General features: G+C 71.4%; 20 protein-coding genes, 1 pseudogene and 1 riboswitch. Of the genes and pseudogenes, 4 read left to right on the top strand and 17 right to left on the bottom strand.

What is annotated here, in order from left to right; all coding sequences use genetic code 11:
* Positions 1–31 precede the first annotated feature (31 nt).
* Both VT50_RS01655 and trpS read right to left on the bottom strand, forming a co-directional pair.
* Positions 32–631, bottom strand: coding sequence for a 2'-5' RNA ligase family protein (locus VT50_RS01655; protein WP_046085347.1), 600 nt, complete (start codon positions 629–631; stop codon positions 32–34).
* Between the two features lie 236 nt (positions 632–867).
* Positions 868–1,881: a tryptophan--tRNA ligase gene (gene trpS, locus VT50_RS01650; protein WP_046085346.1), complete on the bottom strand. Its 1,014-nt coding sequence runs from the start codon at positions 1,879–1,881 to the stop codon at positions 868–870.
* A 76-nt stretch (positions 1,882–1,957) separates the two neighbouring features.
* Here trpS and VT50_RS38925 point away from each other — a divergent pair.
* Positions 1,958–2,479, top strand: a pseudogene (locus tag VT50_RS38925) (RNA polymerase sigma factor); the annotation flags it as partial.
* A 419-nt stretch (positions 2,480–2,898) separates the two neighbouring features.
* Here the strand turns inward: VT50_RS38925 and VT50_RS01640 are convergent.
* Complete coding sequence (locus VT50_RS01640) at positions 2,899–4,170, bottom strand: serine hydroxymethyltransferase (protein ID WP_046085358.1); 1,272 nt, start codon at positions 4,168–4,170, stop codon at positions 2,899–2,901.
* Between the two features lie 39 nt (positions 4,171–4,209).
* A riboswitch (ZMP/ZTP riboswitch) is annotated at positions 4,210–4,307 on the bottom strand.
* A 32-nt stretch (positions 4,308–4,339) separates the two neighbouring features.
* Here VT50_RS01640 and rocD point away from each other — a divergent pair.
* Positions 4,340–5,560, top strand: a complete 1,221-nt coding sequence (gene rocD, locus VT50_RS01635) for an ornithine--oxo-acid transaminase (RefSeq protein WP_046085345.1) — start codon at positions 4,340–4,342, stop codon at positions 5,558–5,560.
* A gap of 26 nt (positions 5,561–5,586) precedes the next feature.
* On the opposite strand, the gene pdxR is transcribed toward rocD, so the two are convergent.
* A complete protein-coding gene (gene pdxR, locus VT50_RS01630) occupies positions 5,587–7,164 on the bottom strand; it encodes a MocR-like pyridoxine biosynthesis transcription factor PdxR (RefSeq protein WP_078840628.1) in 1,578 nt (525 codons plus the stop codon).
* Positions 7,165–7,210: 46 nt separating this feature from the next.
* On the opposite strand from pdxR, the gene VT50_RS01625 reads away from it, so the two are divergent.
* Together VT50_RS01625 and VT50_RS01620 are read left to right on the top strand one after the other, a co-directional pair.
* Positions 7,211–7,690, top strand: coding sequence for a carboxymuconolactone decarboxylase family protein (locus VT50_RS01625; protein WP_046085344.1), 480 nt, complete (start codon positions 7,211–7,213; stop codon positions 7,688–7,690).
* Between the two features lie 151 nt (positions 7,691–7,841).
* Positions 7,842–8,414, top strand: a complete 573-nt coding sequence (locus tag VT50_RS01620; RefSeq protein ID WP_046085343.1) for a Uma2 family endonuclease — start codon at positions 7,842–7,844, stop codon at positions 8,412–8,414.
* A gap of 36 nt (positions 8,415–8,450) precedes the next feature.
* Here the strand turns inward: VT50_RS01620 and VT50_RS01615 are convergent, their stop codons facing one another.
* The 13 genes from VT50_RS01615 to VT50_RS01560 form a co-directional block, all read right to left on the bottom strand.
* Positions 8,451–9,428 (bottom strand): ABC transporter substrate-binding protein, encoded by a 978-nt coding sequence (locus VT50_RS01615; RefSeq protein WP_046085342.1) that lies wholly within the window; start codon positions 9,426–9,428, stop codon positions 8,451–8,453.
* 1 nt (position 9,429) lies between these two features.
* The gene (locus VT50_RS01610; RefSeq protein ID WP_107424694.1) at positions 9,430–11,451 is read right to left on the bottom strand and encodes an ABC transporter permease; all 2,022 of its coding nucleotides are present in this window, start codon (positions 11,449–11,451) and stop codon (positions 9,430–9,432) included.
* 46 nt (positions 11,452–11,497) lie between these two features.
* Positions 11,498–12,598 carry a quaternary amine ABC transporter ATP-binding protein gene (locus tag VT50_RS01605; RefSeq protein ID WP_046085341.1) on the bottom strand — a complete coding sequence of 367 codons (1,101 nt, stop codon included), beginning with the start codon at positions 12,596–12,598 and terminating at the stop codon, positions 11,498–11,500.
* Positions 12,598–14,184: a GMC family oxidoreductase gene (locus tag VT50_RS01600; RefSeq protein ID WP_046085340.1), complete on the bottom strand. Its 1,587-nt coding sequence runs from the start codon at positions 14,182–14,184 to the stop codon at positions 12,598–12,600. The genes VT50_RS01605 and VT50_RS01600 overlap by 1 nt, the downstream gene beginning before the upstream one ends.
* Positions 14,185–14,410: 226 nt before the next feature.
* Positions 14,411–15,913, bottom strand: coding sequence for an aldehyde dehydrogenase family protein (locus tag VT50_RS01595; protein ID WP_046085339.1), 1,503 nt, complete (start codon positions 15,911–15,913; stop codon positions 14,411–14,413).
* A 203-nt stretch (positions 15,914–16,116) separates the two neighbouring features.
* Positions 16,117–16,941 (bottom strand): serine/arginine repetitive matrix protein 2, encoded by an 825-nt coding sequence (locus tag VT50_RS01590; RefSeq protein ID WP_240528999.1) that lies wholly within the window; start codon positions 16,939–16,941, stop codon positions 16,117–16,119.
* Positions 16,942–17,144: 203 nt separating this feature from the next.
* Positions 17,145–17,936, bottom strand: a complete 792-nt coding sequence (locus VT50_RS38200) for a hypothetical protein (RefSeq protein WP_167396575.1) — start codon at positions 17,934–17,936, stop codon at positions 17,145–17,147.
* Between the two features lies 1 nt (position 17,937).
* Positions 17,938–18,396 carry a hypothetical protein gene (locus VT50_RS01585; protein ID WP_078840629.1) on the bottom strand — a complete coding sequence of 153 codons (459 nt, stop codon included), beginning with the start codon at positions 18,394–18,396 and terminating at the stop codon, positions 17,938–17,940.
* A complete protein-coding gene (locus VT50_RS01580; RefSeq protein WP_046085337.1) occupies positions 18,383–20,272 on the bottom strand; it encodes a hypothetical protein in 1,890 nt (629 codons plus the stop codon). The genes VT50_RS01585 and VT50_RS01580 overlap by 14 nt, the downstream gene beginning before the upstream one ends.
* A 184-nt stretch (positions 20,273–20,456) precedes the next feature.
* Positions 20,457–21,446: a malate dehydrogenase gene (locus VT50_RS01575; RefSeq protein WP_046085336.1), complete on the bottom strand. Its 990-nt coding sequence runs from the start codon at positions 21,444–21,446 to the stop codon at positions 20,457–20,459.
* Between the two features lie 455 nt (positions 21,447–21,901).
* A complete protein-coding gene (locus VT50_RS01570) occupies positions 21,902–22,987 on the bottom strand; it encodes a helix-turn-helix domain-containing protein (RefSeq protein ID WP_046085335.1) in 1,086 nt (361 codons plus the stop codon).
* Between the two features lie 400 nt (positions 22,988–23,387).
* Positions 23,388–23,858, bottom strand: a complete 471-nt coding sequence (locus tag VT50_RS01565; RefSeq protein ID WP_240528997.1) for a DUF3017 domain-containing protein — start codon at positions 23,856–23,858, stop codon at positions 23,388–23,390.
* On the bottom strand, positions 23,848–24,732 hold the full coding sequence (locus VT50_RS01560) for a bifunctional methylenetetrahydrofolate dehydrogenase/methenyltetrahydrofolate cyclohydrolase (protein WP_046085334.1): 885 nt from the start codon (positions 24,730–24,732) through the stop codon (positions 23,848–23,850). Before VT50_RS01560 ends, VT50_RS01565 begins: the two co-directional genes overlap by 11 nt.
* Positions 24,733–24,827 lie beyond the last annotated feature (95 nt).

The following is a 24,827-nucleotide window of genomic DNA, read 5'->3' as shown; positions in this document are numbered from 1 at the left end:
GTGACCCCGGCTGAGCGTTCCGGCGGAACGCTCAGTGAGAGGGCGCCGCCGGGCGGGAGAGGTCCACCTGACGGGGCACCACGGGCGGCGCACCGCCCGGCTGTTCATCCGCCCCGAAGGGGTATTCGCGGTCCAGCCGCCAGACTCCGTCCGCCCCCTGCTCGTACAGCGCGAAGCCGGTGATCGTCCAGGCGGCCTCGTACCCCTTGAGCTCCGCGAACGCCCGGTCCATCGCCTCCTCGTCAATGCCGTGCGCGACCGTGACATGCGGGTGGTACGGGAACTGCAGCTCACGCGCGCACGGCCCGGACTCGGCCCGGATCCGCTCCTGGAGCGCCGCGCACTCCTCCGCGCCCTCCGCGATCCTGACGAAGACCACCGGTGAGAGCGGCCGGAAGGTGCCGGTGCCCTCCAGCCGCATCGGGAACGGCCGTCCCTCGGCCGCGACCCGCGCCAGGTGGTCCTCCACGGCGGGCAGCGCCGAGGCGTCGACCTCGGTCGGTGGCAGCAGGGTGACATGCGTGGGGATGCCATGGGCGGCCGGGTCCCCGAAGCCCGCGCGCCGCTCCTGGAGGAAGCTGCCGTAGGGCTCCGGGACCGCGATCGAAACGCCGAGCGTTACGGTCCCCACTGCGTTCTCCCTCCTGGCCCTCCCGGGCTGCTGGGTTCTGGCCGCTGCACCCGTGTCAGTGTGGCGGCTGCGCCGCCTTCGCGGCTAGATTCCTCGGTCCTTCGGCACACCCGCCCAAAGACTCCCTGGTCAGGGAGCCGGACCGGTGTGTTCCGCTGCCCGCGCGGGTCTGTATCCATACGGGCGCGGGGTGTGCCGTGCTCACCGGGCGGTACGCACGGCGCCCGGCGTGCCGCTCAGCGCGCGGCGGGCAGGAAGCCCACCTTGTCGTAGGCGGCGGCCAGCGTCTCGGCGGCGACGGCCCGGGCCTTGTCCGCGCCCTTGGCCAGGATTCCGTCCAACATCGCGGGGTCGCCCAGGTATTCCTGGGTCCGCTCGCGAAACGGCGTGACCCACTCGATCAGCACCTCGGACAGATCGGTCTTGAGCGCGCCGTAGCCCTTGCCCTCGTAGCGGCGCTCCAACTCCGCGATGGCGGCGCCGGTCAGAGTGGAGTAGATCGTCAGCAGATTGCTGACGCCCGGCTTCTTCTCCTCGTCGAAACGGATCTCCGTCTCGAGGTCGGTCACCGCGCTCTTGATCTTCTTCGCCGAGACCTTGGGCTCGTCGAGGAGGTTGACGATGCCCTTCGGTGTGGACGCCGACTTGCTCATCTTGATCGCCGGGTCCTGGAGGTCGTAGATCCTTCCCGTCTCCTTGACGATGTACGGCTCGGGGACGGTGAAGGTCTCGCCGAACCGGCCGTTGAAGCGGTCGGCCAGATCGCGGGTGAGCTCGATGTGCTGGCGCTGGTCCTCGCCGACGGGGACGTGGTTGGCCTGGTAGAGCAGGATGTCCGCGACCTGGAGGATCGGATAGGTGAAGAGGCCGACGGTGGCCCGGTCCGCGCCGTGCCTGGCCGACTTGTCCTTGAACTGCGTCATCCGGGACGCCTCGCCGAAGCCGGTGAGACAGTTCATCACCCATCCGAGCTGGGCGTGCTCGGGCACATGGCTCTGGATGAAGAGCGTGCAGCGGTCCGGGTCCAGTCCGGAGGCGAGCAGCTGGGCGGCGGCGAGCCGGCTGTTGGCGCGCAGCTCCGCCGGATCCTGCGGCACGGTGATCGCATGCAGGTCGACCACGGTGTAGAACGCGTCGTGGGTCTCCTGCAGCGCGACGTACTGCCGGATCGCGCCGAGGTAGTTGCCGAGGTGGAAGGAACCTGCGGTGGGCTGGATACCAGAGAGCGCACGGGGACGATCGAGGGCCATGGCACCCATTCTCTCAGGTGTGGAACCAGACTCCGTCCGCCGGTGTATGAGATGTGTGAGGACTGGTGAAGCACAGATCATCGAGCGGGTGCGGGCCGGTGACGCCGAGGCGTACGCCGAGCTGGTGCGGGCCCATGCGCCGCTCGCGCACCGCACCGCCCGGCTGCTCGGGGCGGGCGCGGATGCCGAGGATGTGGTGCAGGACGCCTTTGTGAAGGCGTATCTCGCGCTCGGGCGGTTCCAGAGCGAGGCGGCGTTCCGCCCCTGGCTGCTGCGGATCGTCGCCCATGAGACGAGTAACGCGGTGCGCTCGGCCCGCCGGAGGCGCACGGCGGCCGACCGGGAGGGGGCGCTGCTGGCCGGGACCGAGCCGGTGATACCGGAATCGGCCGATCCGGCGGCCGTGGCGCTGGCGGGCGAGCGGCGGGCGCGGCTGCTGGCCGCGCTGGAGAAGCTGAGCGAGCCGCAGCGGCGGGTGGTGGTCTACCGCTATCTGCTGGATCTGGACGAGGCGGAGACCGCGGGGGCGCTGGGCTGGCCGCGCGGCACGGTGAAGTCGCGGCTGAGCCGCGCCCTGAGACGGCTGGAGCAACTGCTGGGGCCGTCGGAGACCGGGATGGAGACGGCCGAGAACGGGATGGAGACGGCGGATGAGATGGAGTGGGAAGGCGAAGGAGATGGCCGAGGAAGGGCTGCCCGGAGAGCTGCGGGCACTCGGGCGGGGGCCGGGGATACCGCCCTCCGGCGGACCGTCGCGGCCCGGCGGGCCGCGGACGGGCCGCGTGCAGCCGCAGGGCAGCGCGCTCCCGGGGGCGTCGACGGACGCCGTCCTGCCGGACGCCGTCCCGCTGGAGGGCGTCCGGCTGGAGGGCCGGGAGACGCTGGTCGAGCGGGTGCTCGCCCGGATCGTGGGCCTGCCGGTGCCGGTGCCGGTGACCGACGCCGACCGGATCCGGGAGGAGCAGTGGTGGCGGCCGCTGCCCGGCCTGGAGGCCGGGCAGGGCCCCGCGCCGGGGGTCAGCCGGTCGGCAGACCGGGCGCCGGGTAGGCCGCCATCAGCTCGGACACCTCGGCCCTGATCTTGGCGAGGGTGCCCTCGTCACCGCTCTTCGCGGCGGTCACCCCGCGGTCGATCCAGTCGGCCACGGCGGGCATGTGCTCGGTGGACAGACCGCGCGAGGTGAGGGAGGGGGTGCCGATCCGGATACCGGAGGGGTCGAAGGGCTTGCGCGGGTCGTACGGGACGGTGTTGTAGTTCACCACGATCCCGGCCTGGTCCAGCGCCTTGGCCGCGACCTTGCCCGGCACCTCCTTGGGCGTCAGGTCCATCAGGATCAGATGGTTGTCGGTGCCGCCGGAGACCAGATCGAAGCCGCGGGCGAGCAGTTCCCCGGCGAGCGCCTTGGCGTTGGTGACCACGGCCCGGGCGTAGTCACGGAAGGCGGGCTGGGCGGCCTCGTGCAGGGCCACCGCGATGGCGGCGGTGGTCTGGTTGTGCGGGCCGCCCTGGAGCCCGGGGAAGACGGCCTTGTCGATGGCCTTGGCATGGGCTTCGCGCGACATCAGCATCGCGCCGCGCGGACCCCGGAGCGTCTTATGGGTGGTGGTGGAGATGACATCGGCGTACGGGACGGGCGAGGGATGGGCGCCGCCCGCGATCAGACCGGCGATATGCGCGATATCGGCCACGAGCACCGCGTCCATCTCGCGGGCGATCTCCGCGAAGGCGGCGAAGTCGATCGTGCGGGGCACCGCCGTGCCACCGCAGAAGATCAGCTTGGGCCGCTCCGTCTGGGCCAGCTCGCGCACCTGGTCGAAGTCGATCGCGCCGGTGTCCTGCCGCACCCCGTACTGGACGCCGCGGAACCAGGTGCCGGTGGCGGAGACGCCCCAGCCGTGAGTGAGATGGCCGCCCATGGGCAGTGACATGCCCATCACGGTGTCACCGGGCCGGGCGAAGGCCAGATAGGCCGCGAGGTTGGCGGGTGAGCCGGAGTAGGGCTGGACATTGGCGTGCTCGGCGCCGAAGACGGCCTTGGCCCGGTTGACCGCCAGGGTCTCCACCTGGTCGATGACCTGCTGGCCCTCGTAGTAGCGGCGGCCCGGGTAGCCCTCGCTGTACTTGTTCTGCAGCACCGTCCCGGAGGCCTCCAGGACGGCGGCGGAGACATAGTTCTCGCTCGGGATCAGGCGCAGGGTCTCGGACTGCAGCAGCTCCTCGGAGCCGACGAGGGAGGCCAGTTCGGGGTCGGCGGCGAGCAGGGCGGGATGGGACAGGGGCGGGCTCATCGAGTCCTCCGGGGCGATCGGTGACGGTCCGGTCGTGTCCCGGGGTGCCCAGGCGGGCGGCACCTCGTGGCGCTATGGCCGCGCATCGCTTCCTCGTGGTCGGTTCCACGCTCGGCTCGCCAGTCACGGTGCGCACCCCCACTCTAGCTAGTGAGACAAGGAGGACAAGATGGGACCGGGACGCTCCGCGGAGCGGGCCATCGCCGCCACCGAGGCCCATGGCGCGCACAACTACCATCCGCTGCCGGTCGTCGTCGCATCCGCCGAAGGCGCCTGGATGACCGATGTCGAGGGCCGCCGCCATCTCGATCTGCTCGCCGGATACTCGGCGCTCAACTTCGGGCACCGCAACCGCCGGCTGATCGAGGCCGCCAAGGCCCAGCTGGACCGGGTCACCCTCACCTCCCGCGCGTTCCACCACGACCGGTTCGGTGCCTTCTGCTCCGAGCTGGCCGAGCTGTGCGGCATGGAGCTGGTGCTGCCCATGAACACGGGCGCGGAGGCGGTGGAGACGGCCGTCAAGACCGCCCGCAAATGGGGCTATCGGATCAAGGGCGTCCCGGACGGCCGGGCCAGGATCATCGCCGCCGCGAACAACTTCCACGGCCGGACGACCACCCTCATCAGCTTCTCCACCGATCCGGAGGCCCGTGCCGACCACGGCCCCTTCACCCCGGGGTTCTCGATCGTGCCGTACGGGGATCTGGCCTCGATGGAGGCGACGCTCGACGCCGCGCCCGAGGAGACGGTGGCGGTGCTGCTGGAGCCGATCCAGGGCGAGGCGGGGGTGGTGGTGCCGCCGCCCGGCTATCTGACCGGGGTCCGGGAGCTCACCCGGGAGCGGAATGTGCTGTTCATCGCCGATGAGATCCAGTCGGGCCTCGGCCGCACCGGCACCACCTTCGCCTGTGAGCACGAGGGTGTGGTCCCCGATGTCTATGTGCTGGGCAAGGCGCTGGGCGGCGGGGTGGTGCCGGTGTCGGCGGTGGTGTCCTCCCGCGAGGTGCTCGGGGTGCACCGCCCCGGGGAGCACGGCTCCACCTTCGGCGGCTCCCCGCTCGCCTGCGCGATCGCCCTGGAGGTCATCGCGATGGTGCGGACCGGGGAGTTCCAGCGGCACTCGGCCACCCTGGGCCAGCTGCTCCACCGGGAGCTGGGCCTGTTGCGGGGAAGGGGCGTTCAGGAGGTGCGCGGCCGGGGGCTGTGGGCGGGGGTGGACATCGAGCCCTCGCGGGGCACCGGGCGGCAGATCTCCGAGCGGCTGATGGACCGCGGAGTGCTGGTCAAGGACACCCACGGCGCCACGATCCGGATCGCCCCGCCGCTGGTGATCAGCGAGGAGGATCTGGAGTGGGGGCTGGATCAGCTGAGGGCGGTGCTGGCCGAGTGACCCGGTCCCGCGCACGGGAGGCGGCGTCAGGGCAGCACCCGGCACAGTGCCTCCAGGGCGCCCGTGAAGGCGTGGTCGGGCGGTGCCCCATAGGCGAAGACCAGCGCATCCGACGCCCCGTCCGGCTCCCCGTCCGGCTCGCCGTCCGGGGCCGGTCCGGGCTTATCGGGCCCCCGCTCCGGCTCCCGCTCCCGCTCCGGCCGCTCGCGGTAGCGGAAGCGGGACAGCCCGTCCAGGGCGAGGCTCTGCCAGTCCGCGCACTGGACCACGGACCGCTCGGTGCCCGGCGGCAGTTGGAGCACCGCGTGCAGCCCCGCCGCGATGCCCGTCACCCGCACCCGTGGGGCGCGTTCGGCGAGCGCCGCCACCAACTGGTCGCGGCGCCGCCGATAGCGCGTCCGCATGCCGCGCACATGGCGGTCGTACGCCCCGGAGTCGATGAACTCCGCGAGTGTCAGCTGGTCCAGCGCGCCCGACTGCCACTCCCCGGTCCCCTTGACCGCCAGCACGTCGTCCATCAGATGGTCCGGCACCACCATCCAGGCCAGCCGCAGCGCGGGGGCCAGGCTCTTGCTGGCGGTGCCCAGATAGACCACATGCTCGGGATCGAGCCCCTGGAGCGCCCCGACCGGGTGACGGTCATAGCGGAACTCCCCGTCGTAGTCGTCCTCCAGGACCAGCCCGCCCACCCTCGACGCCCAGTCGACCACGGCGGCGCGCCGGTCGGGGTGGAGCGGAACCCCGGTGGGGAACTGATGCGCCGGGGTGAGCAGAACGGTCCGCAGCCCGGCCGACCGGTCAAGCTCCGCCGTCCGCGCGCCCCGCCGATCGACCGGCAGCGGCACGGTGCGCAGCCCGGCCCCGCGCAGCACGTTCCAGTAGAGGCCGAGCCCGTAGGACTCCACGCCCACCGCACGGTGACCGGCCTTCGCCCGCACCCTGCCGAGCAGGGCCAGCCCCTGGACGAACCCCGCACAGACCACGATCCGTTCGGGCGCGGCCCGCACCCCGCGGGCGCGCGCCAGATAGTCGGCCAAGACCCGCCGCAGCTCGGGCCGTCCGGCGGGGTCGCCGTAGCCGAAGGCCTCGTTCGGAGCGACGGTCAGGGCGCGCCGGGCCGCGGAGAGCCAGGCGGACCGGGGGAAGGCCGAGAGATCGGGCTGTCCGGCCCGCAGATCGTAGGTGGGCCGGGTGGCGGCCACGGCGGCGGGCGGGGGCGTACGCGGCGGCGCGGGCTCGGGCGGCACGACGCGCCGGGCGACCCAGGTGCCCGAGCCCTGCCGTGCCGTCAGCCAGCCCTCTGCCACCAGCTCCCCATAGGCGTCCGCCACGGTGTTCCGGGCGATGCCGAGGTCGGCGGCGAGGGAGCGGGAGGAGGGCAGCCGGGTGCCCGGGGCGAGCCGCCCGCCGCGGACGGCGTCGCGCAGGGCGCGGATGAGCGCGTCCCGCACCCCGGTCCCGCCGCCCCGCGGCAGATCCAGATGGAGATCCGCCCCCGGCCCGCCCGTGCCGCCCGCCCGCCGTCCCTGGCCGTCTGTCCGCCGTCCGGGTTCGTCCGCCCTCCGTCCGGGTTCGTCCCTCTGAGTGGCCCATGAATCCGCCATGGAAATGGACCATACCTCTGGGCCGCCCGGCCCCTAGCGTGGAGCCATGACGACCGGTACTTCTCATGCGCACGGCCCCCGGATGCAGTTCGCCAAGGCCGCCCCCGAGGTCTACAAGGCCATGGTGGCTCTGGACGCGGCCGCCAGAAAGGGCGTCGACCCGACACTGGCCGAACTGGTCAAAGTCCGTGCCTCACAGCTCAACCACTGTGCCTTCTGCATCGACATGCACACCAAGGACGCCCGCGCGGCGGGCGAGACCGAGGACCGCCTGTACCTCCTCAACGCCTGGGAGGAGGCCACTGACCTCTACACCGAGAAGGAGCGGGCCGCCCTCGCCCTGACCGAGGCCGTCACCGTCCTGACCGACGGCTTCGTCCCCGACGAGGTCTACGAGCACGCCGCCAAGCACTTCGAGGAACGCGAGCTGGCCCAGCTCATCGCGCTGATCCTCACCATCAACGCCTGGAACCGCATCGGTGTGACCACCCGCTTGACCCCCGGCTCCTACAAGCCGAACGTCTGACCATCTGCCCCCGTTGTCGTTGATGACGACGGGGGCCATTGTCCGACGTCGGAGCCATCGCGTACCGCATGATGGTGGCAGGCCCCCGCATGGCAGTACGGCACGAACGCAACACAGCCAGAAGGGGGACCCGCCAATGGGAGGTCTCGTGATGACGGCGCCACTGCCCGACCAGGAGTTCGAAAATCTGCTCGACATCCATGCCCGGCTTGAGCTGCCGGATGGAGTGCGTGCAGAACTCATCGGGGGGGAGATCGTCATCTCACCGACGCCCGCGAATTTTCACAACTGGATCTTCAGCGAGCTGAATCTCCAGCTCGTCCGCGAGGTACCGGCTCAATGGCGCATTACCAACACCACAACGGTCTTCCTTCCCGCGACGGAGGAGAGGTTCATCCCGGATCTGCTCATCTGCGAGTCGGAAGCGCTGAAGAGCATGGAGGAGTGGCAGGTCCAGGCGGATGATGTCCTGCTCGTCGCCGAGATCACATCGCCCTCCACCCGAGCACGCGATCTCCAGGCGAAGGTCAAGGGGTACGCCCACTCCAACGTGCCGATGTATTTGCTGATCGACCCGCACGACGACGAGGGCTACACGACCGTGTACTCGGTACCGGACGGAAAGGGCCGCTACCGGAAGAAGCACCGAGCGGCGTTCGGGGAGCCGGTAACGCTCCCCGAACCGCTCGGCCTCGAACTCGACACCGCGGGCTTCCTCAAGTAATCCGGTCGCCCAGGCGGCCCTGCGCGCGAGCCGGGCTCAGGGCAGCCACTTCTTCCAGACGTCCGGATGCGCCTCGACCCACTTCTTCGCGGCGTCCTCCGGCGACATCCCCTTCGAGGCGATCAGCTCGGACACCTCGTTCTGGTCCTTCTTGGTCCAGTGGAACTTCTTCAGGAACGCCGCCGCCTTGCCGCCCTTCTTCGCGAAGTCCGCGTTCAGATACTTCTGCAGCGGTGTGGTCGGGTAGGCGCAGTCGAAGGAGTCGGGGTCCTCGGCGCCCTCATCGGCGCACTCGTCCGTGTACTTGGGCAGTTCGACCTCGACCATCGGCACCTGATTGAACAGCCACTGCGGCTCGTACCAGTAGGACAGAAACGGCTTCTTCGCCTTGGCGAACTGCTTCATCTGCGTGATCTGCGCCGCCTCCGAACCCGCGAAGACGATCTGGTAGTTCAGCTTCAGGTTCTTCACCAGCGCCTTGTCATTGGTGACATAGGACGGCGAACCGTCCAGCAGCTGGCCCTTGCCGCCGCTCTCCGCGGTCTTGAAGGTCTTCGCGTACTTGTTGAGGTTCTTCCAGTTCAGGACGTCCGGATGGGCGTCGGCGAAGTACTTCGGCACCCACCAGCCGATATGGCCGGTGACGCCGAGCCCGCCGCCCGGCACGATCGTCTTCTTGTCCTTGACGTAGCGCTGCTCCTGCTCCGGGTGGCCCCAGTCCTCCAGGATCGCGTCCACCCGGTCCTGGCTGAGCGCGTCCCACGCCGGAACCTCGTCCACCTGCACGGTGTCCACGCGATAGCCCAGCTCGTGCTCCAGCAGATACTGGGCGACCGCGACATTGGACTGTGCGCCGACCCACGACTGGACGGAGAGCGTGACGCTCTTCGCCCCGCCCACATTGGCGTACGGCGAGGACTGCTTGGTCATGTCCGCCGCGCCGCAGCCGGTCGCGGTGAACACGGCCGCGACCCCGGCGGCGGCCATCAGCAGCTGAGTGCGGGTGCGAGCCATCTCAGGCCCCCTTCCTGTCGCGGCGCGACGTCGGCTGGGTGACCCGGTCCAGCATCAGACCCAGGCAGACGATGGCCGCGCCGGCGACCAGACCGGTGGCCAGATCGCCCTGGGCCAGGCCGAACACCACGTCGTAGCCGAGCGCACCCGAGCCCACCAGACCGCCGATGATCACCACGGCGAGCACCAGCACCACGCCCTGGTTGACGGCGAGCAGCAGCGCCGGGCGGGCCAGCGGCAGCTGGACCTGGCGCAGCTGCTGCCCCTGGGTGGCGCCGAGCGACCGCGCCGACTCCAGCGCCGCCGGATCCACGTTCCGCAGCCCCTGGGTGGTGATACGGATGACGGCGGGCAGCGCGTAGACGATGGCGGCGGCGGCCGCCGGGGCGCGGCCGACGCCGAACAGCGCGACCACCGGGATCAGATACACGAACTGCGGCATGGTCTGGCACACATCCAGCACCGGCCGCAGCAACCGCTCCAGCCGGGTGGACCGCGCCGCCGCGATGCCGATCGCGAAGCCGAGCACCAGCGTGACGAAAACGGCGGCCAGCACCTGGGAGAGGGTGTCCATGGACGGCTCCCACACCCCGAGCACACCGATCGCGGCCATGGCGGCGGTGGCGGTCAGGGCGGTGGCCCAGGTGCCGATCAGCCAGGCCAGCGTCGCGACGATCAGCAGCACCCCGTACCACGGGAGGCCCTGAAGCCCCTCACGCAGCGGGTCCAGGATCCACTTGACGTAGTCCGCGGCCCATTCGGCGGTGCCGCCGATGACCGGCACACCCGTGTAGAGGTGGTCGACCATCCAGTCCTTGAACTGGTTGACGGGTTCCTCGATGGGGACGGTCCAGCCGGTCGGCCAGGTCTGGGACCCGGCCAGCCGTCCGACGAGGGTCACCACGACGGTGACCACCCCGACGCCCGCCCAGGCGGGCCAGCCGCGCAGCAGCCGGTGCCCGCCCTCGGCCGGGGGCTCGCCCAGGCGCTCGCCCGCGGACGCGGTGGTGCGGTCCATCACGACGGCGAGCAGCACGATCGGGAGCCCGGCGGCCAGCGCCTTGCCGACGTCCACGCTGGACAGCGCCTGGTAGACGCGGTCACCGAGACCGCCGCCGCCGATCACGGAGGCGATGACGGCCATGGACAGCGCCATCATGATCGCCTGGTTGACGCCCAGCAGCAGCTCCTTGCGGGCCAGCGGCAGCCGGGCCGACAGCAGCCGCTGCCGCCAGGTGGCGCCGAGCGAGGCCACCGCCTCCAGCACCCCGGCGTCCGCGCCGCGCAGGCCGAGGGCGGTGAGCCGGGCCATCGGGGGCGCCGCGTAGATCACGGTGGCCAGCACCGCGCCCGGTACGCCGATGCCGAAGACCAGCACGACGGGCAGCAGATAGGCGAACGCGGGCAGCACCTGCATGGTGTCCAGAATCGGGCGCAGCGCCCGGAACGCCCGTTCCGAGAGCCCACCGGCCAGACCCAGCAGCCCGCCGATGACGACGGACGCGGTGACGGCGGCGGCCATCAGCGCGAGCGTCTGCATCGTCGGCACCCACATGCCCAGCAGCCCGCACACGGCGAAGGACACCAGCGTCGTCACCGCGACCCGCACCCCGGCGACCCGCCAGGCCACCAGGGTCGAGGCGGCCGTCACCCCGGCCCAGCCGAGGGTGAGCAGGACGACGTAGACGGCGCGCACGCAGATGATGACCGCGTTGCTGATGTGGCCGAAGAAGTAGAGGAAGATCCAGTGGCTGTCGCGGTTGTCGATGATCCAGTCGCTGGCCTTGCCGAGCGGTTCTGAGACATCGACGGTCAGCGCGTCCGGCCAGCTGCCGCTCGCCCACTTGGCGTGCGCGAGCGGTATGAGCACGGCGGCGATCACCACGAGCACCGCCAGCTTGCGCGCGGCGTGGCTGTGCACGACGGCGCTCAGCAGGGACGGGCGCTCCTCGGCCGCCGCCGTCCCGGTGACCGCCGGTTCGGTGCCGGGGTCGGCGGAGGGGCGGGTGGTGGTGGCACTCATACGCGCCCCCCGGTGCGACCCGGCGGAGAGAGGGTCGAGGTGGGGCTCATGCCGCGGCCACCTCCTTGCCGTCCAGGCCCGCGACGACGCTCAGCAGACAGGCGTGGTCGACGACGCCCAGGCAGCGGCCGCCGTCCACGACGCGCGCGGGGCCGCCGGTGCGGGCCACGGCCTCGATCGCGTCGGCGACCGTGGTGCCCGGGGCCAGCGCGGGCCCGTCGTCCTGCTCGTCGGAGGTCGCGGGGCGCATGGCGCGGCGCACGGTCAGCACCTGCTCCCGCGGCACATCGCGGACGAAGTCCCGTACGTAGTCGTCCGCCGGGGAGCCGACGATCTCCTCCGGGGTGCCCAGCTGCACGATCCCGCCGTCGCGCATCAGCATGATGCGGTCGCCGAGCCGCAGCGCCTCACTGAGGTCATGGGTGATGAACACCATCGTCCGGCCCTCCTCGTGGTGCAGCCGGATGACCTCCTCCTGCATATCGCGGCGGATCAGCGGGTCGAGCGCGCTGAACGGCTCGTCGAAGAGCAGCACCTCGGGGTCGACGGCCAGCGCCCGGGCCAGGCCCACGCGCTGCTGCTGACCACCGGAGAGCTGGCCGGGGCGGCGGCGCTCGAGGCCGGTGAGGCCGACCTTCTCCACCACCTCGGCGGCCTTGGCCCGGCGCTCGGCCTTGCCCACGCCCTGGATCTCCAGCCCGTAGGCGACGTTGTCCAGGACGGAGCGGTGCGGCAGCAGCCCGAAGTGCTGGAAGACCATGGCGGCGCGGTGCCGGCGCAGATCACGCAGCCGGGCCTTGTCCATGGCCAGGACGTCCTCGCCGTCGATCTTCAGGGAGCCGGAGGTGGGCTCTATCAGCCGGGTGAGGCAGCGTACGAGGGTGGACTTGCCGGAGCCGGACAGCCCCATGACCACGAACACCTCGCCCGGCTGGACGTCGAAAGAGACCTCGCGGACGGCGGCGGTGCAGCCGGTGCGGGCACGCAGCTCAGCGGCGGACAGCTTCGCCTCGGCGGACCCGGGTATCCGGTCGGCCTTGGGGCCGAAGACCTTCCACAGGTCGCGGACCGAGAACACCGGGGCGCGCTCGCCGCTCTCGGGGATCTCGGGGGTGTCGGGCGTCTCGGGGACCACGGTCGTCGCCATCACGCCTCACCTCCCGGCGCGAGCATCGCGGCACGGTCATCGGGCCGGTCCCGTTCCCGATCGCGCTCCTCGAACAGCAGCTCAGCGCACTTCTCGCCCACCATCAGGACTCCGATCATCGGGTTCACGGCCGGCATCGTCGGGAAGACGGACGCGTCGGCGATACGGACGCCGCTCAGGCCCCGGATCCGCAGATCCGGGCCGACCACGGCGAGTTCGTCCGACGTGGCACCCATACGACAGGTGCCCGCCGGGTGGTACACGGTGTGCGCGACCTTGCGGGCGTACTCGCTGATCTCCTCGTCCGAGGTGATCTCCGGGCCCGGGCACACCTCGCGCTTGAGCCAGCTCGCCAGCGGTTCGGTCTTGGCGATCTCACGCGCGACACGGATGCCGTCGACCAGCGTGCGGCCGTCGTAGTCCTCCTCGTCCGTGAAGTACCGGAAGTCGAGGGCGGGCTTGACGGACGGGTCGGCGCTGGTGAGGTAGAGCCGGCCGCGGCTGCGCGGCTTGGGGATGTTGGGGGTCATCGACACACCGTGCTCGGGCTTCTCGTAGCCCAGCCGCTCGGGATTGTCGGTGAACGGGATTTGGTAGAAGTGGAACATCAGGTCCGGGCCCCGGGATTCGGAGTCCCGCCGGATGAACAGCCCCGCGTCGGAGTCCATCGCGGAGTTGTCCGGAATGGGGCCGTCCGTCTCCCACACGATGACCGACTCGGGGTGGTCCAGCAGGTTCTCGCCGACGCCCGGCAGATCGTGGACGGCGGGGAGGCCCAGCGCCTCGAGATCGGCCTTGGGCCCGATGCCGGAGTGCATCAGCAGTCGCGGGGTGTCCACGGCGCCCGCGCAGACCAGGACCTCGGTCTCGGCGCGGACCAGGATCTCCTCGCCGTCCTTGGTGCGGACGTGCACACCGGTGACCCGGCCGGTGTCGTCAAGCTCCAGCCGGTACGCCCAGGTCTCCAGCATCAGCCGCAGATTGGGCCGGTCGAGGAACGGGTGCAGATAGGCGACCGACGCCGAGGAGCGCTTGTTGTTCTCCGGGTGGTAGGCGAGGTCGAAGAAGCCGACGCCCTCGTGGAACGGCTTCTTGTTGAACCCCTCGACGCGCGGCACCCCGGCGGCGGCCTGGGCGGCGTCGACGAAGTCCCGCGCGATCGCGTTACGGTCCTTCTCGTCCACCGGGACGATGTTGTTGCGCAGCCGCCGGAAGTACGGGTCCATGGACTCCGCGTCCCAGCCCTCGGCACCGGCCTCGGCCCACTCGTCCCAGTCGCCAGGCAGCGGCTTGAAGGAGATCAGGGTGTTGTGCGAGGAGCACCCTCCGAGCACCCGCGCCCGGCTGTGCCGGATATGCGAATTTCCGCGTGGCTGCTCGGTGGTGGGGTAGTCGTAGTCCAAGTCGCCGCCGAGCAGGCCGAGCCAGCGGCGCAGGGTGAGCACATCGGGCCGGTCGACATCCGACGGTCCGCCCTCGATGACGGCGACACGGATGTCCGGGTCCTCGGTGAGCCGGGAAGCGATCACCGATCCTGCGGTGCCGCCGCCGATCACGACGTAGTCGTATGCGACAGGTACGGACATATGGGTTTACTCCTCGCGTCTTACCCAAATGGCTCGCGCCGGTGCGGGCCGGGGGCTGCTGCCGCCCCTGGGGTGGGGTGTTACCGGGTGCCTTAGGCGCCTACGGGCTCCTCGCCGTCGGCCGCCGCGATCGGATGCGGTCCGGTCCGTCCCCCGGGGGACGAGTCCGGACCCCAGGGGACGGATCCGGGCCCGGCCGTGCCCCGGGCGGGGCCGGCGGCGGGTGTCAGCCGCCGAACCAGCGCACCGGGCTCGGTCGCAGATTCTCGTAGACGTGCTTGGTCTCGCGGTATTCGTCAAGGCCCGCGGGACCGAGCTCGCGCCCGACCCCGGACTTGCCGAAACCGCCCCATTCGGCCTGCGGAAGATAGGGGTGGTAGTCGTTGATCCACACGGTGCCGTGCCGCAGCCGGGCGGCGACGCGCCGCGCCCGGGCGGTGTCGGCGGACCAGACGGCGCCGGCCAGTCCGTACTCCGTGTCATTGGCGAGTGTGACGGCCTCGTCCTCGGTTTGGAAGGACTCGACCGTCAGAATCGGCCCAAACGTCTCCTCCCGCACCACCCGCATCTCGCGGTGGCACTGGTCGAGCACGGTCGGGAGATAGAAGTAGCCCGTGGCCGGGCGGGCCTCGTTGGGCTCCGGCTGCTTGCCACCGCACCGCAGCAGCGCGCCCTCCTCGAGGGCGGACGCCACATACGCCTCGGTCTTGTCCAGCTGCTGGGCCGAGACCAGCGGACCGCATTCGACACCGTGCTCGGTGCCCCGGCCCAGTTTGATCTTCTCCGCGCGGCGGGCTAGCTCGGCCACGAACCGCTCGCGCACCGACTCCTCGATGATCAGCCGGGCACCGGCCGAGCAGACCTGGCCGCTGTGGATGAAGGCCGCGTTCAGGGCCTGGTCGACGGCGGTGTCAAAGCCCTCGGCGGTGGCACAGGCGTCGGCGAAGACCACATTGGGGTTCTTGCCGCCGAGCTCCAGCGCGACCTTCTTGACCGTCGGCGCGGCGGCCTGCGCGACCTTGGTGCCGCTGACCAGACCACCGGTGAAGGAGACCAGGTCCACATCGGGGTGCTCGGACAGCCGGGCGCCCACGGGGTCGCCCGCGCCGGTGACCACATTGGCCACCCCGTCCGGCAACCCGGCCTCGGCCAGCAGCTTCACCAGATGGACGGTGGACAGCGGAGTCACTTCGCTGGGCTTGATCACAAAGGTGTTCCCGGCGGCCAGCGCCGGGGCGACCTTCCAGCTGGCCTGGAGCAGCGGATAGTTCCAGGGGGTGATCATCGCGCAGACGCCGACCGGCTCATGGACCACGACGCTGTGCACATCGGGGGTGCCCGCGTCGACCACGCGCCCGGCCGATTCGCCCGCGACCAGGTCGGCGAAGTAACGGAAGGCGTTGGTCACGTCATCGACGTCGACCCGGCCCTCCTCCAGGGTCTTACCGGTGTCACGGCTCTCGATGAGCGCGATCGTCTCGCGGTCACGCTGGAGCAGCTCGGCGACGCGGCGCAGCAGCGCCGCCCGCTCGGCCACCGGCGTCCCGGGCCAGGGGCCCTGGTCGAAGGCGCGGCGCGCGGCCGCGATCGCCGCGTCGGTGTCCTCGACACCACCCTCCGCGACGACGGCGAGGGTCTTGGCGTCCGCGGGGTCGAGGACCTCCCGCTGCGCCCCGGATGCGGCTGCCTGCCACACCCCATCCACATGAATGGTCTCGACTGCCGCCACGTGTCTTCTGCCTTCCGGTTCCGCTTGCTGTGCCACTGGTCCAAGCCAGCAACATGGACCCCTAACCGGAAGGCGGAAACCTATGCGCGATTCGCAAGAGAAAGTGGGCCGTCTCACGTGATCCGAAGGCGGAGACGTTGGAGCAGGCGGAACCGGCGTGATCAGGACGCGATGCAGTGAGCGGTCGAGCGGAACCGGCGTGATCAGGACGTGGTGCAGTAGGCGGCCGGGCAGAAGGTGTCCACCGCCGACTGGTGGACCTCCCGCTCCGCCACCCGGTCCCCGGCCCCGGAGGGGCCGATCACCAGCACCGCGTACATGGTGCCGCCGGGGGCGGCGAAGCGCCGGTCGAGTATTCGGCGGTGGCCGTCGCTCTTGGACTCGTAGGTGTACTCCAGCTGGACCGGGTCCATGGCGGCCGAGCCCAGCCGCGTGAGGGCGATCTGTTCATAGCCGCGATGGGTGGAGGCGATCCGCTCGGCCTCCTGGGCGGACGCGTACGGCGTCGGCTCGGGGCCGTGCAGCTCAAAGATCTGGATCACGGTGCTGTCGTCGGGCGAGGTGTAGTAGACGCTGGGGCCCTGCGTCGTCCGTCGCCATCCGTCCGGGACCGCGAGGTGGTATCCGGCCGGATCGGCCTGGGTGCTGTAGCCCGCGGGCGGGGCGGCGCCCGTCAGGGAGGGTGAGGACGGGGTGCCGGACGGCGTCCCGGATGGAGACCCGGAGGGCGCCCCGGTCGGCAGGTCCGTGGGGAGATCGGTCGGGAGATCGGTCGACCCACTGGTCTCGGGGCCGGGCGAGGGGTAGAGATCGCTCGGCTGGGAGGCGCCCCCGCTCGGCGTGGCGATGGGGCTCTCGCGGTCCCAGGGCAGCGGACCCGCCTGATTCCGGGAGGTGCCGTCGCCTCCGAAGGCCACCCAGCCGGAGAACGCGATGCCCGCGACCAGGAAGATCGTCACCACCAGCGCCCGTAGAACCCGCCTGGCGTCCGCGTTCCGCCCCGGCGCTCCCCCGTTGTGCATGCTCATCTATGCCCCCCGATGCTGGATCTCCGCTCCCATATGCGGATAAGCCATGCCGTCCCGTATCGAGATACCCGGTTCAAGGGCCGCCCCCACCCCCCTGTCACCACACCGATACGGATCCGTCGCCCGGCCGACGGCCAGTCCGCCACCCGGCCACCGGTCAGCCCGTCTCGCGACTGCCGGTCAGCCCGCTACCGGGCCGCCGGTCAGGTGGCCGGGCAGTATGCCGTGGGGCAGAAGGACGCCAGCACGGTGCCCTGCCGCTCCCGCTGCTCCGGCCAGTCGTCGGCCGGACCCGCGACCAGCACCGCGTACTGCACCCGGTCCGGGCCGGTGAAGGCCCGGTCGAGTATCCGGCGCGGACCGTACTTGGCGCTGCGGTAGCCGTACTCCAGCTCCGCGTCCGCGTCATCGCCCGGCCCGAGCCGCTTGAGGCCGTACCGCTTGTAGCCGGGGTTCTTCTTGAGCCCCGGCTCCGCCCGGCGCAGCGCCTCGTACGGCGTGATGTCGGGCTCGGTCAGCGCGAAGACCTGGATCAGCCTGCTCCCGTCGGACGACTCGTAGAACACCCCGGCATCCCGCTTGACCCGCTGCCAGCCCGTGGGCACATCCAGCCGGAACCCCTCCGGGTCGGTGGTGCGCACATAGTCCGCGGGCGGTCCCTGGGTACTGTCCTCGGACGTCGATGGCGGTGGCGAGGTCGGCTCCGCGGACGGCCCCGACGACGCCGAGGGCTGCTCGCCCGAGGGCGACCAGGACGAGGCCGAGGGCGAACCGCCGTCCGCCCGGGGCTTGTCATCCCCGCCGTCCGACACCAGCTTCCAGGCGCCGAAACCGATCCCGCCGACCAGCACCACGGCGAGCACCGCCAGCAACACCGTGCCCAGATGTGGATTGGGCGGTCTTCGGCCCGGAACCGGCGGCTCCGCCCCCGCTCCCACCCAGCGCTGGGCCTCCTCGTCCCATCGACGGCCCCCTTCGCCGCCCGGGGTGCTCATCTCATCCGCCCAACAGCGCGCCGACCGCCTGTCCGACGGCGACGCCCGAGGCGAGCATGCCGACGCTGGCGCTCGCGTCCTGCAACATCACCCGGATCCGGGCCAGTCGACCGGCCCCGGCCCGGCCGGTGCGCTGGATCTCGTCCTCGGTCCGGTCCAGCTCGTCGGAGAGCGCGCCGACCTCCGGGCTCGGGACCACCCGCCGCAGATCCTCGGCAAGCTGCCGAACGGCGTCCAGCAGCTCCTCATAGGCGGGGTCACAGGGGGCCGCCTGACCTCCGTTCACAATGTGGTTGTGGTCGCCGAAGCCGATGGCGCTGTCCCGCACCTTGCCGAACCGGATGTTCCCGAATGTGCTTCCGCCGCCCGCCGCCGGGGTCGCGCCGCCACCGCTGTCGCCCGCCGCGTGGTCCGCGCCGCCGCCCATGTCGCTACCTTCCTCCGTGTCAGCCATCGCCATGGCCGCCTCCCGCTCCATTGCTTCCGGTGGTGTTGCTGATGGTGTTGTGGTCACCGAAGCCGAAGGCGCTGTGCTCCGCGGACTCGATGAAGACTCCGCCGCCGCTCACATTGATGACCTTCTGCTCGAACTCACCGGTCTCCCAGCCGGCTTCGTCGAGCGCCCTTCGCACGCCGTTGGCCACCCGGTCCTCGACGCTCTTCAGATAGCGGCTGACATCCATCTCCTGGAAGAGCGATGCGCCGGTGTCGCTGCCCAGCTCCCGCACCGAGGCCCAGGGCCCATCGGGGATGGCCGCCTCATAACCCCCCGCGTACATCCGCCAGAGGAAGGCGGTCGAGCGGACGGCGTGGATGACCGCCCGGCCCGCCGCCGTGGGCGTCCGCCCCAGCGCCCAGATCACCTTGCCCGGCAGCCCGCCCCGGCGGTGGGAGTCGGAGAGCCGGTCGACCGCCCGGAAGTCCGGGCGGATCGGGCGCAGCACATGCGGGGCGAACTCCAGCATCAGCATGCCGCCTTGCGTATGCACCCGCACGAAGACCGTGGTGACGACCTCTTCCCGCCATGCGCCGACGCGGATGCGCAGAAAGTGCCGACGGATCTCGCCGCCCTCCTCCACGGCTTCCGCCCGCTCCCGCGCGAAGTCCGCCTCGCCGTACGGCACGAAGGAGCGGCTTCGTAATCCGGTGACCTTGAGGAAGACGCATTCGTCGAGCTCCAGGCCGCGCAGCCGGTCGCGGCTCTCGACAACGGGGCGAGCGGTGCCCTGCGCGGGGGTGCTGCCCTGTGCAGGGGTCGTGCCTTGCGCGGGCGCGGTGTTCTGGGCGGGCGCGGTGGCCTGGGCGGAGGGGGTGCGCAACTTCTCGACCAGCGGCCGGATCCGCTCCAGGATCACCCGGTTGTCCAACGGCACCGGATCGCCGCCCTCACGCGGCCGCAGCTCGACGGCGAGGGTCCAGGTGTCATGGGCGGTGCCCGCGCCGAGGAAGGGGTGGCGATCGTGGTAGAGGATCACCGGTGAGTGCTGCTCACGACGGATCAGGGCCCGCACCCGCTGGAACCGCCCGCCCTCGAACCGCTCCGCGGGATCCGCGGCGGGGTCGGCGAAGGTCTCCGGCTCGAGATCGCCGGCCAGCACCCGGGCCACGTGCTCACGGTGCAGGGCGACCGTGGCCGCCATCGCGGCCGGGATCACCAGCGCGAACCAGGCAGCGGTGGTGTCCGCCCCGGTGGCCAGGCCCGGTACCAAGGACTGCAGCCCGCCCGGCTCGGACTGCCCGTCCGTAAGCGCCTGGGTCAGGGCGGAGAGCACGTAGGACAGCAGGGTCAGAGAGCCGAGCACCCGCAGCAACGCGGCGGCCCGCCGCCTGGTGAGGGTGACCCCGTCGGCCCCGGGATAGTCGGCGCGGAAGGCGCCCATGGCGCCGCCCCTGGCCCAGGCAGCCAGCAGAAGCAGCGCACAAGAGATCAGGAAGAGATAGAAGAAGCCCTGGGCCAGCAGGAAGTCCAGCACCCATAGGGACACCAACACCGCGGTCCAGCATGCCTCCAGACGGCGCGCACGCAGCGCGTGCGCGAGCACCCGGACCGCGTCGATGCCCAGCGAGGGCGCCACGGCGCGCTCCTCGTGGACATACAGCTCGTCCACGACCGCGTCCCTGAAGTCGTCGTCCAGATAGGCGCCCGCGCATAACAGCCGGGTGGCCTCGCTGGTGGCGTAGGGAGACGCGTCGGCGGCAGCACGAGAAGAGGCGGCAGTGCGAGAAGAAGGGACGGCCGGTGACGGCTCCGATCGCGACCGCGGCAGACGAGCGGAGTGATCGCTCACAGAAGAGTAGGCATCACCCGAAGAATGATCACCACGCGTATTGGCCATGTTTCCCCCCGAGGCCGTAGCAACTGCCTCCACGGTAGGGGAAGATGGCCCACGATTACAGTGTATGGCCGAAGGGTCACACTCCGGAGTGAATACCGGAGTGTGACCCTTCGGAAATGACCGCGCCGGATGGGCCGGGACGCGCCGGGACGGGCCGGTGCAGAGTGGAGCGGACTGGGGTGCGTCAGATCAGGCCGAGGTTCCGCACGGCCTCGCGCTCGTCCTCGAGCTCCTTCACCGACGCGTCGATGCGGGACCGCGAGAACTCGTTGATGTCCAGGCCCTGGACGATCTCGAACTTCCCGTTCGCCGCGGTGACCGGGAACGAGGAGATCAGGCCCTCCGGCACCCCGTATGAGCCGTCGGAGACCACACCGGCGGAGGTCCAGTCGTCGGCGTCGGTGCCGTTCACCCAGGTGTGGACGTGGTCGATGGCGGCGTTGGCGGCGGAGGCGGCCGAGGAGGCACCGCGCGCCTCGATGATCGCGGCACCGCGCTTGGCGACGGTCGGGATGAAGGTGTCGGCCAGCCACTGCTCGTCGCTGACGACCTCGGCGGCGTTCTTGCCCGCGACCTCGGCGTGGAAGACGTCCGGGTACTGGGTGGCTGAGTGGTTGCCCCAGATCGTCAGCTTCTTGATCTCGCTGACCGGGGCGCCGGTCTTCTTCGCCAGCTGCGACAGCGCGCGGTTGTGGTCCAGCCGGGTCATCGCGGTGAAGCGCTCGGCCGGTACGTCCGGCGCGGCGGCCTGGGCGATGAGGGCGTTGGTGTTGGCCGGGTTGCCCACGACCAGGACCTTGATGTCGTCCGCCGCGTGGTCATTGATGGCCTTGCCCTGCGGCTTGAAGATGCCGCCGTTGGCCTCCAGCAGATCGCCGCGCTCCATGCCCTTGGTGCGCGGGCGGGCGCCGACCAGCAGCGCGACGTTCGCACCGTCGAAGCCCACGTTCGGGTCGTCGGAGATGTCGATGCCCTGAAGCAGCGGGAAGGCGCTGTCGTCGAGCTCCATCGCGGTGCCCTCGGCGGCCTTCAGCCCCTGCGGGATCTCCAGGAGACGCAGTTTGACCGGCACGTCCGCGCCGAGGAGCTGACCGGAGGCGATGCGGAAGAGCAGCGCGTAGCCGATCTGGCCGGCCGCGCCGGTGACGGTGACGGTGACGGGAGTGCGGGTCATGGCGGTCTCCTGCGCTGTGTTGTCAGTCCAAGATCTCTTGGTGTCGAGATACCTGCGTCAGGCTATCCGACGGCACCTGACCCACGGTCTCTCGGCCCATTGTGTAACCGCTCACCGCGTGTTCCGGACCACCGGGCACATGGGCCACCGCGCATGGAACCACCGCCGCGTGGGCCACCACGCACTTTGGCGGCCGCCTGCCAGGAGGGGGAGTGCAGGCGGCCGCCCAGTGCCGCACCCGTGGGGGGGGCTCGAGCAGCGCCTGCCCCGATTCCCCCGGCTCATTCCCCCCGGTTTTACGAATTCCTCCGGGCGGATTCCGGACGGGCGACGGACGAGCCCCGGAGGGTCGGCCTCAAGGGCGGGCCCCGCACTGACGGCTTCCCGGCCCCGGACTGGCGGCTTCCCGGGCGGCTCCGGGCAGGCGGCCGCCCGCACGGGCCTCGTTCCCCGCCTCAACCCCGCCCGCCGGGGGCCGTGCAGGTGCGCGTACCGCCGCCGAGGGTGGCGCACGCGGTGGCCCGCGCGGCCGAGTCCACCGAGATCATCTTGGTGTGGGCCTCGCCGTCGGCGCCGGCCCTGCCGCTCCGCGAGCTGGCCGCGCCGCCGTTCACGCCCGGCCCCTCGACCTGGATGGCATCACCCGGGGTGGCCCCGGCGATCCGGGCCCAGGCGGCCTTGCAGGTCTTGCTGTAGCGGACCTCGACATACGCGCTGCCGACGGTCACGTCCGCCGTCGTGGTCGCGGCGGTGCCGCACTCCATGGCCCGCGGATCCCGACCGGTGCAGTCCTGCCCGGCGCACTTCACGCCCTCCGGCAACCGCTGACGCGCACTGTCCGGCAACCGCTGACGCCCGCTGGTGGCCGGTGCGGTGGTCGGCCGCTGCCCCCGCTTCTCACCGTCGCCGCCCGCGTCGAGCAGAAGGACGGCACCGGCGACGAGCAGGAGCGCGCCGACGAGCCCCCCGGCGAACAGCGCGGCGGTGCGCTTCCGCCCCCTCGGGGACGATGCCCGTGGGGACGACGCGGGCGACGGCGGCCCGAACCGGTCCGGCACCCGCCCGGCCGACGCCGGGCGAACCGGGCGCACTGGAGCCGTCGCGACCAACGGCCGCTCCGGAGCGGGCGGTTCGACCCTCGGTCGGCCCTTCCCCGGGGAGCGGCCGTTCTTCCGGCCGTCCACCCCCTGCGCCGCCGGGTCGAACCGCCCGGTGGCGGCCCGCGCCCCTGCGACGCCGGTGGCCTCCATCGTGACGCCGTGCCGCATCTCGGAGCGGCGCCGGGCCCACTCCGCCAGCTCCCACAGCGTGCTGAGGTGGCGGACGTCGGCGCCGGTGGTCTCGGCCAGGGCCTCCACCGCGCCCCGCGGTGGCAGCAGCCGCCCGTTGAGGTAGCGCTCCCAGGAACTCTTGCCGTAGCCGGTGCGGTCGGCGACGGCGGGGACGCTCAGCCCGCTGCGCTCGACGAGCGTGCGCAGCTTGCCGGTGAACTCCCGTATCTGCGGATCGAGCTCCTCCGGTAAGTCCCGCCAACGAGGCATTGCCTCCCCCTGTCCCCCCGCACGTATCTGTCAATCGTCCGTGCCACGACCGCTGTTGGCGTGCCCGAGCCCCGAACTGACTACCCAAAGGGATGCCTTGCCCCAGGATGTCAGCTCTTTGGAAGGGGGCGCATCGGAGCATTTCGTGCACTGGTACGCGCTACCCCGCCCCCGGCGCGTCGTTGCACAGCGGAGATCTCGTACTGGAACGGTCACTTCCGCGCCACAGGGTCACCACGCTCATTGATCCGGCGCGGCTCACACACAACCCTGATTACCAGGCGGCCCGTCCTTCTTCGGGGGAGAGGGCGGACCGCCGCCGGAGCACTCGAATCCGGCCACAACGACGGCGGCCCGTCCTTCCACGGGGGGAGGACGGGCCGCCGTTTCACACCGCCGGCTAGCGCACCGTGAAATGCACCACGTCGTCGAGGAACGGGATCGACACCCAGGGATCCGGCTGGGCCATCAGGGACAGCAGCACGATCGCCGCGCCCAGCAGCCCGTAGGTCAGCATGTCGGTGAAGCGCGACCGTACGGCGAGCATCCCCACCTCGGGCAGCGCCCACCGGAGGAAGGCGCCCGCCATCAGGGACAGCCCGATCAGCACCGTGCCCGCCCGGAACGCGTCCAGGGCGACGATCAGCAGCCCCAGGCCCACCCCGCCCATCACCGCGAGCAGCGGCCACTGCCTGGCGGGTGCCGGGGCGGCGCCTGGCGCGGCCCTGCCGCCGCCCTCCGGACGCGCGGTGTCCCGGGTGATCAGCGGGAAGCGGCGCGACCTGCGGATGAACCGGCCGGGCCCGGCGGACGCCGCGGGCGGCTCCTGCCGCTGCTCCCCGGCCGCGGGCTCGCTCGCCTCAGCCGTCATGACCCGCACCGGCGTCGGCGGCCTTCGCGTCCCGCTCCGCGGCCTCCACCACGTTGACCAGCAGCTGGGCGCGGGTCATCGGGCCGACCCCGCCCGGGTTCGGCGAGAGCCAGCCCGCGACCTCGGTCACACCGGGGTGCACATCACCGGCGATCTTGCCGTGCTCGTCCCGGCTGACGCCCACGTCGAGCACCGCCGCGCCCGGCTTGACGTCCTCCGGCCTGACCAGGTGCCGCACCCCGGCGGCAGCCACGATGATGTCGGCCTGGCGCAGGATCCCGGGCAGGTCGCGGGTGCCGGTGTGGCAGAGGGTGACCGTCGCGTTCTCCGAACGGCGGGTCAGCAGCAGCCCGATCGACCGGCCGACGGTGATGCCGCGGCCGACGACCACCACATGCGCCCCGTTGATCTCCACACCATGGTGGCGCAGCAGCTGGATGACGCCCTGGGGCGTGCACGGCAGCGGACCGCTCTCGTTGAGCACGAGGCGGCCGAGGTTCATCGGGTGCAGCCCGTCGGCGTCCTTGGCCGGATCGATCAGCTCCAGCACCCGGTTGGCGTCGATGCCCTTGGGGAGCGGCAGCTGGACGATGTAGCCCGTGCAGGACGGGTCCTCGTTGAGCTCGCGGACCGCCGCCTCGATCTCCTCCTGGGTGGCGGTCTCGGGCAGGTCGCGCCGGATGGAGGCGATGCCGACCTCGGCGCAGTCGCGGTGCTTGCCCGCCACGTACCACTTGCTGCCGGGGTCCTCACCCACCAGCACGGTCCCGAGGCCGGGGTGGATGCCCTTGGCCTCCAGCGCCTCCACGCGGCTGACGAGATCGGACTTGATCGCGGCTGCGGTTGCCTTGCCGTCGAGAATCTGGGCGGTCATGACTTCATCCTCCCGGATGCGGGGACGTCGGATCCAATCAGGGGCCGGTCGGGGCCGGACCGGCGGAGGCCGCACCCCGTGATCCGGTCGGGGTG

The organism is Streptomyces antioxidans, assembly GCF_000968685.2.
Lineage (GTDB): Bacteria > Actinomycetota > Actinomycetes > Streptomycetales > Streptomycetaceae > Streptomyces > Streptomyces antioxidans.
This window is presented reverse-complemented; position numbering and strand designations above follow the sequence as displayed.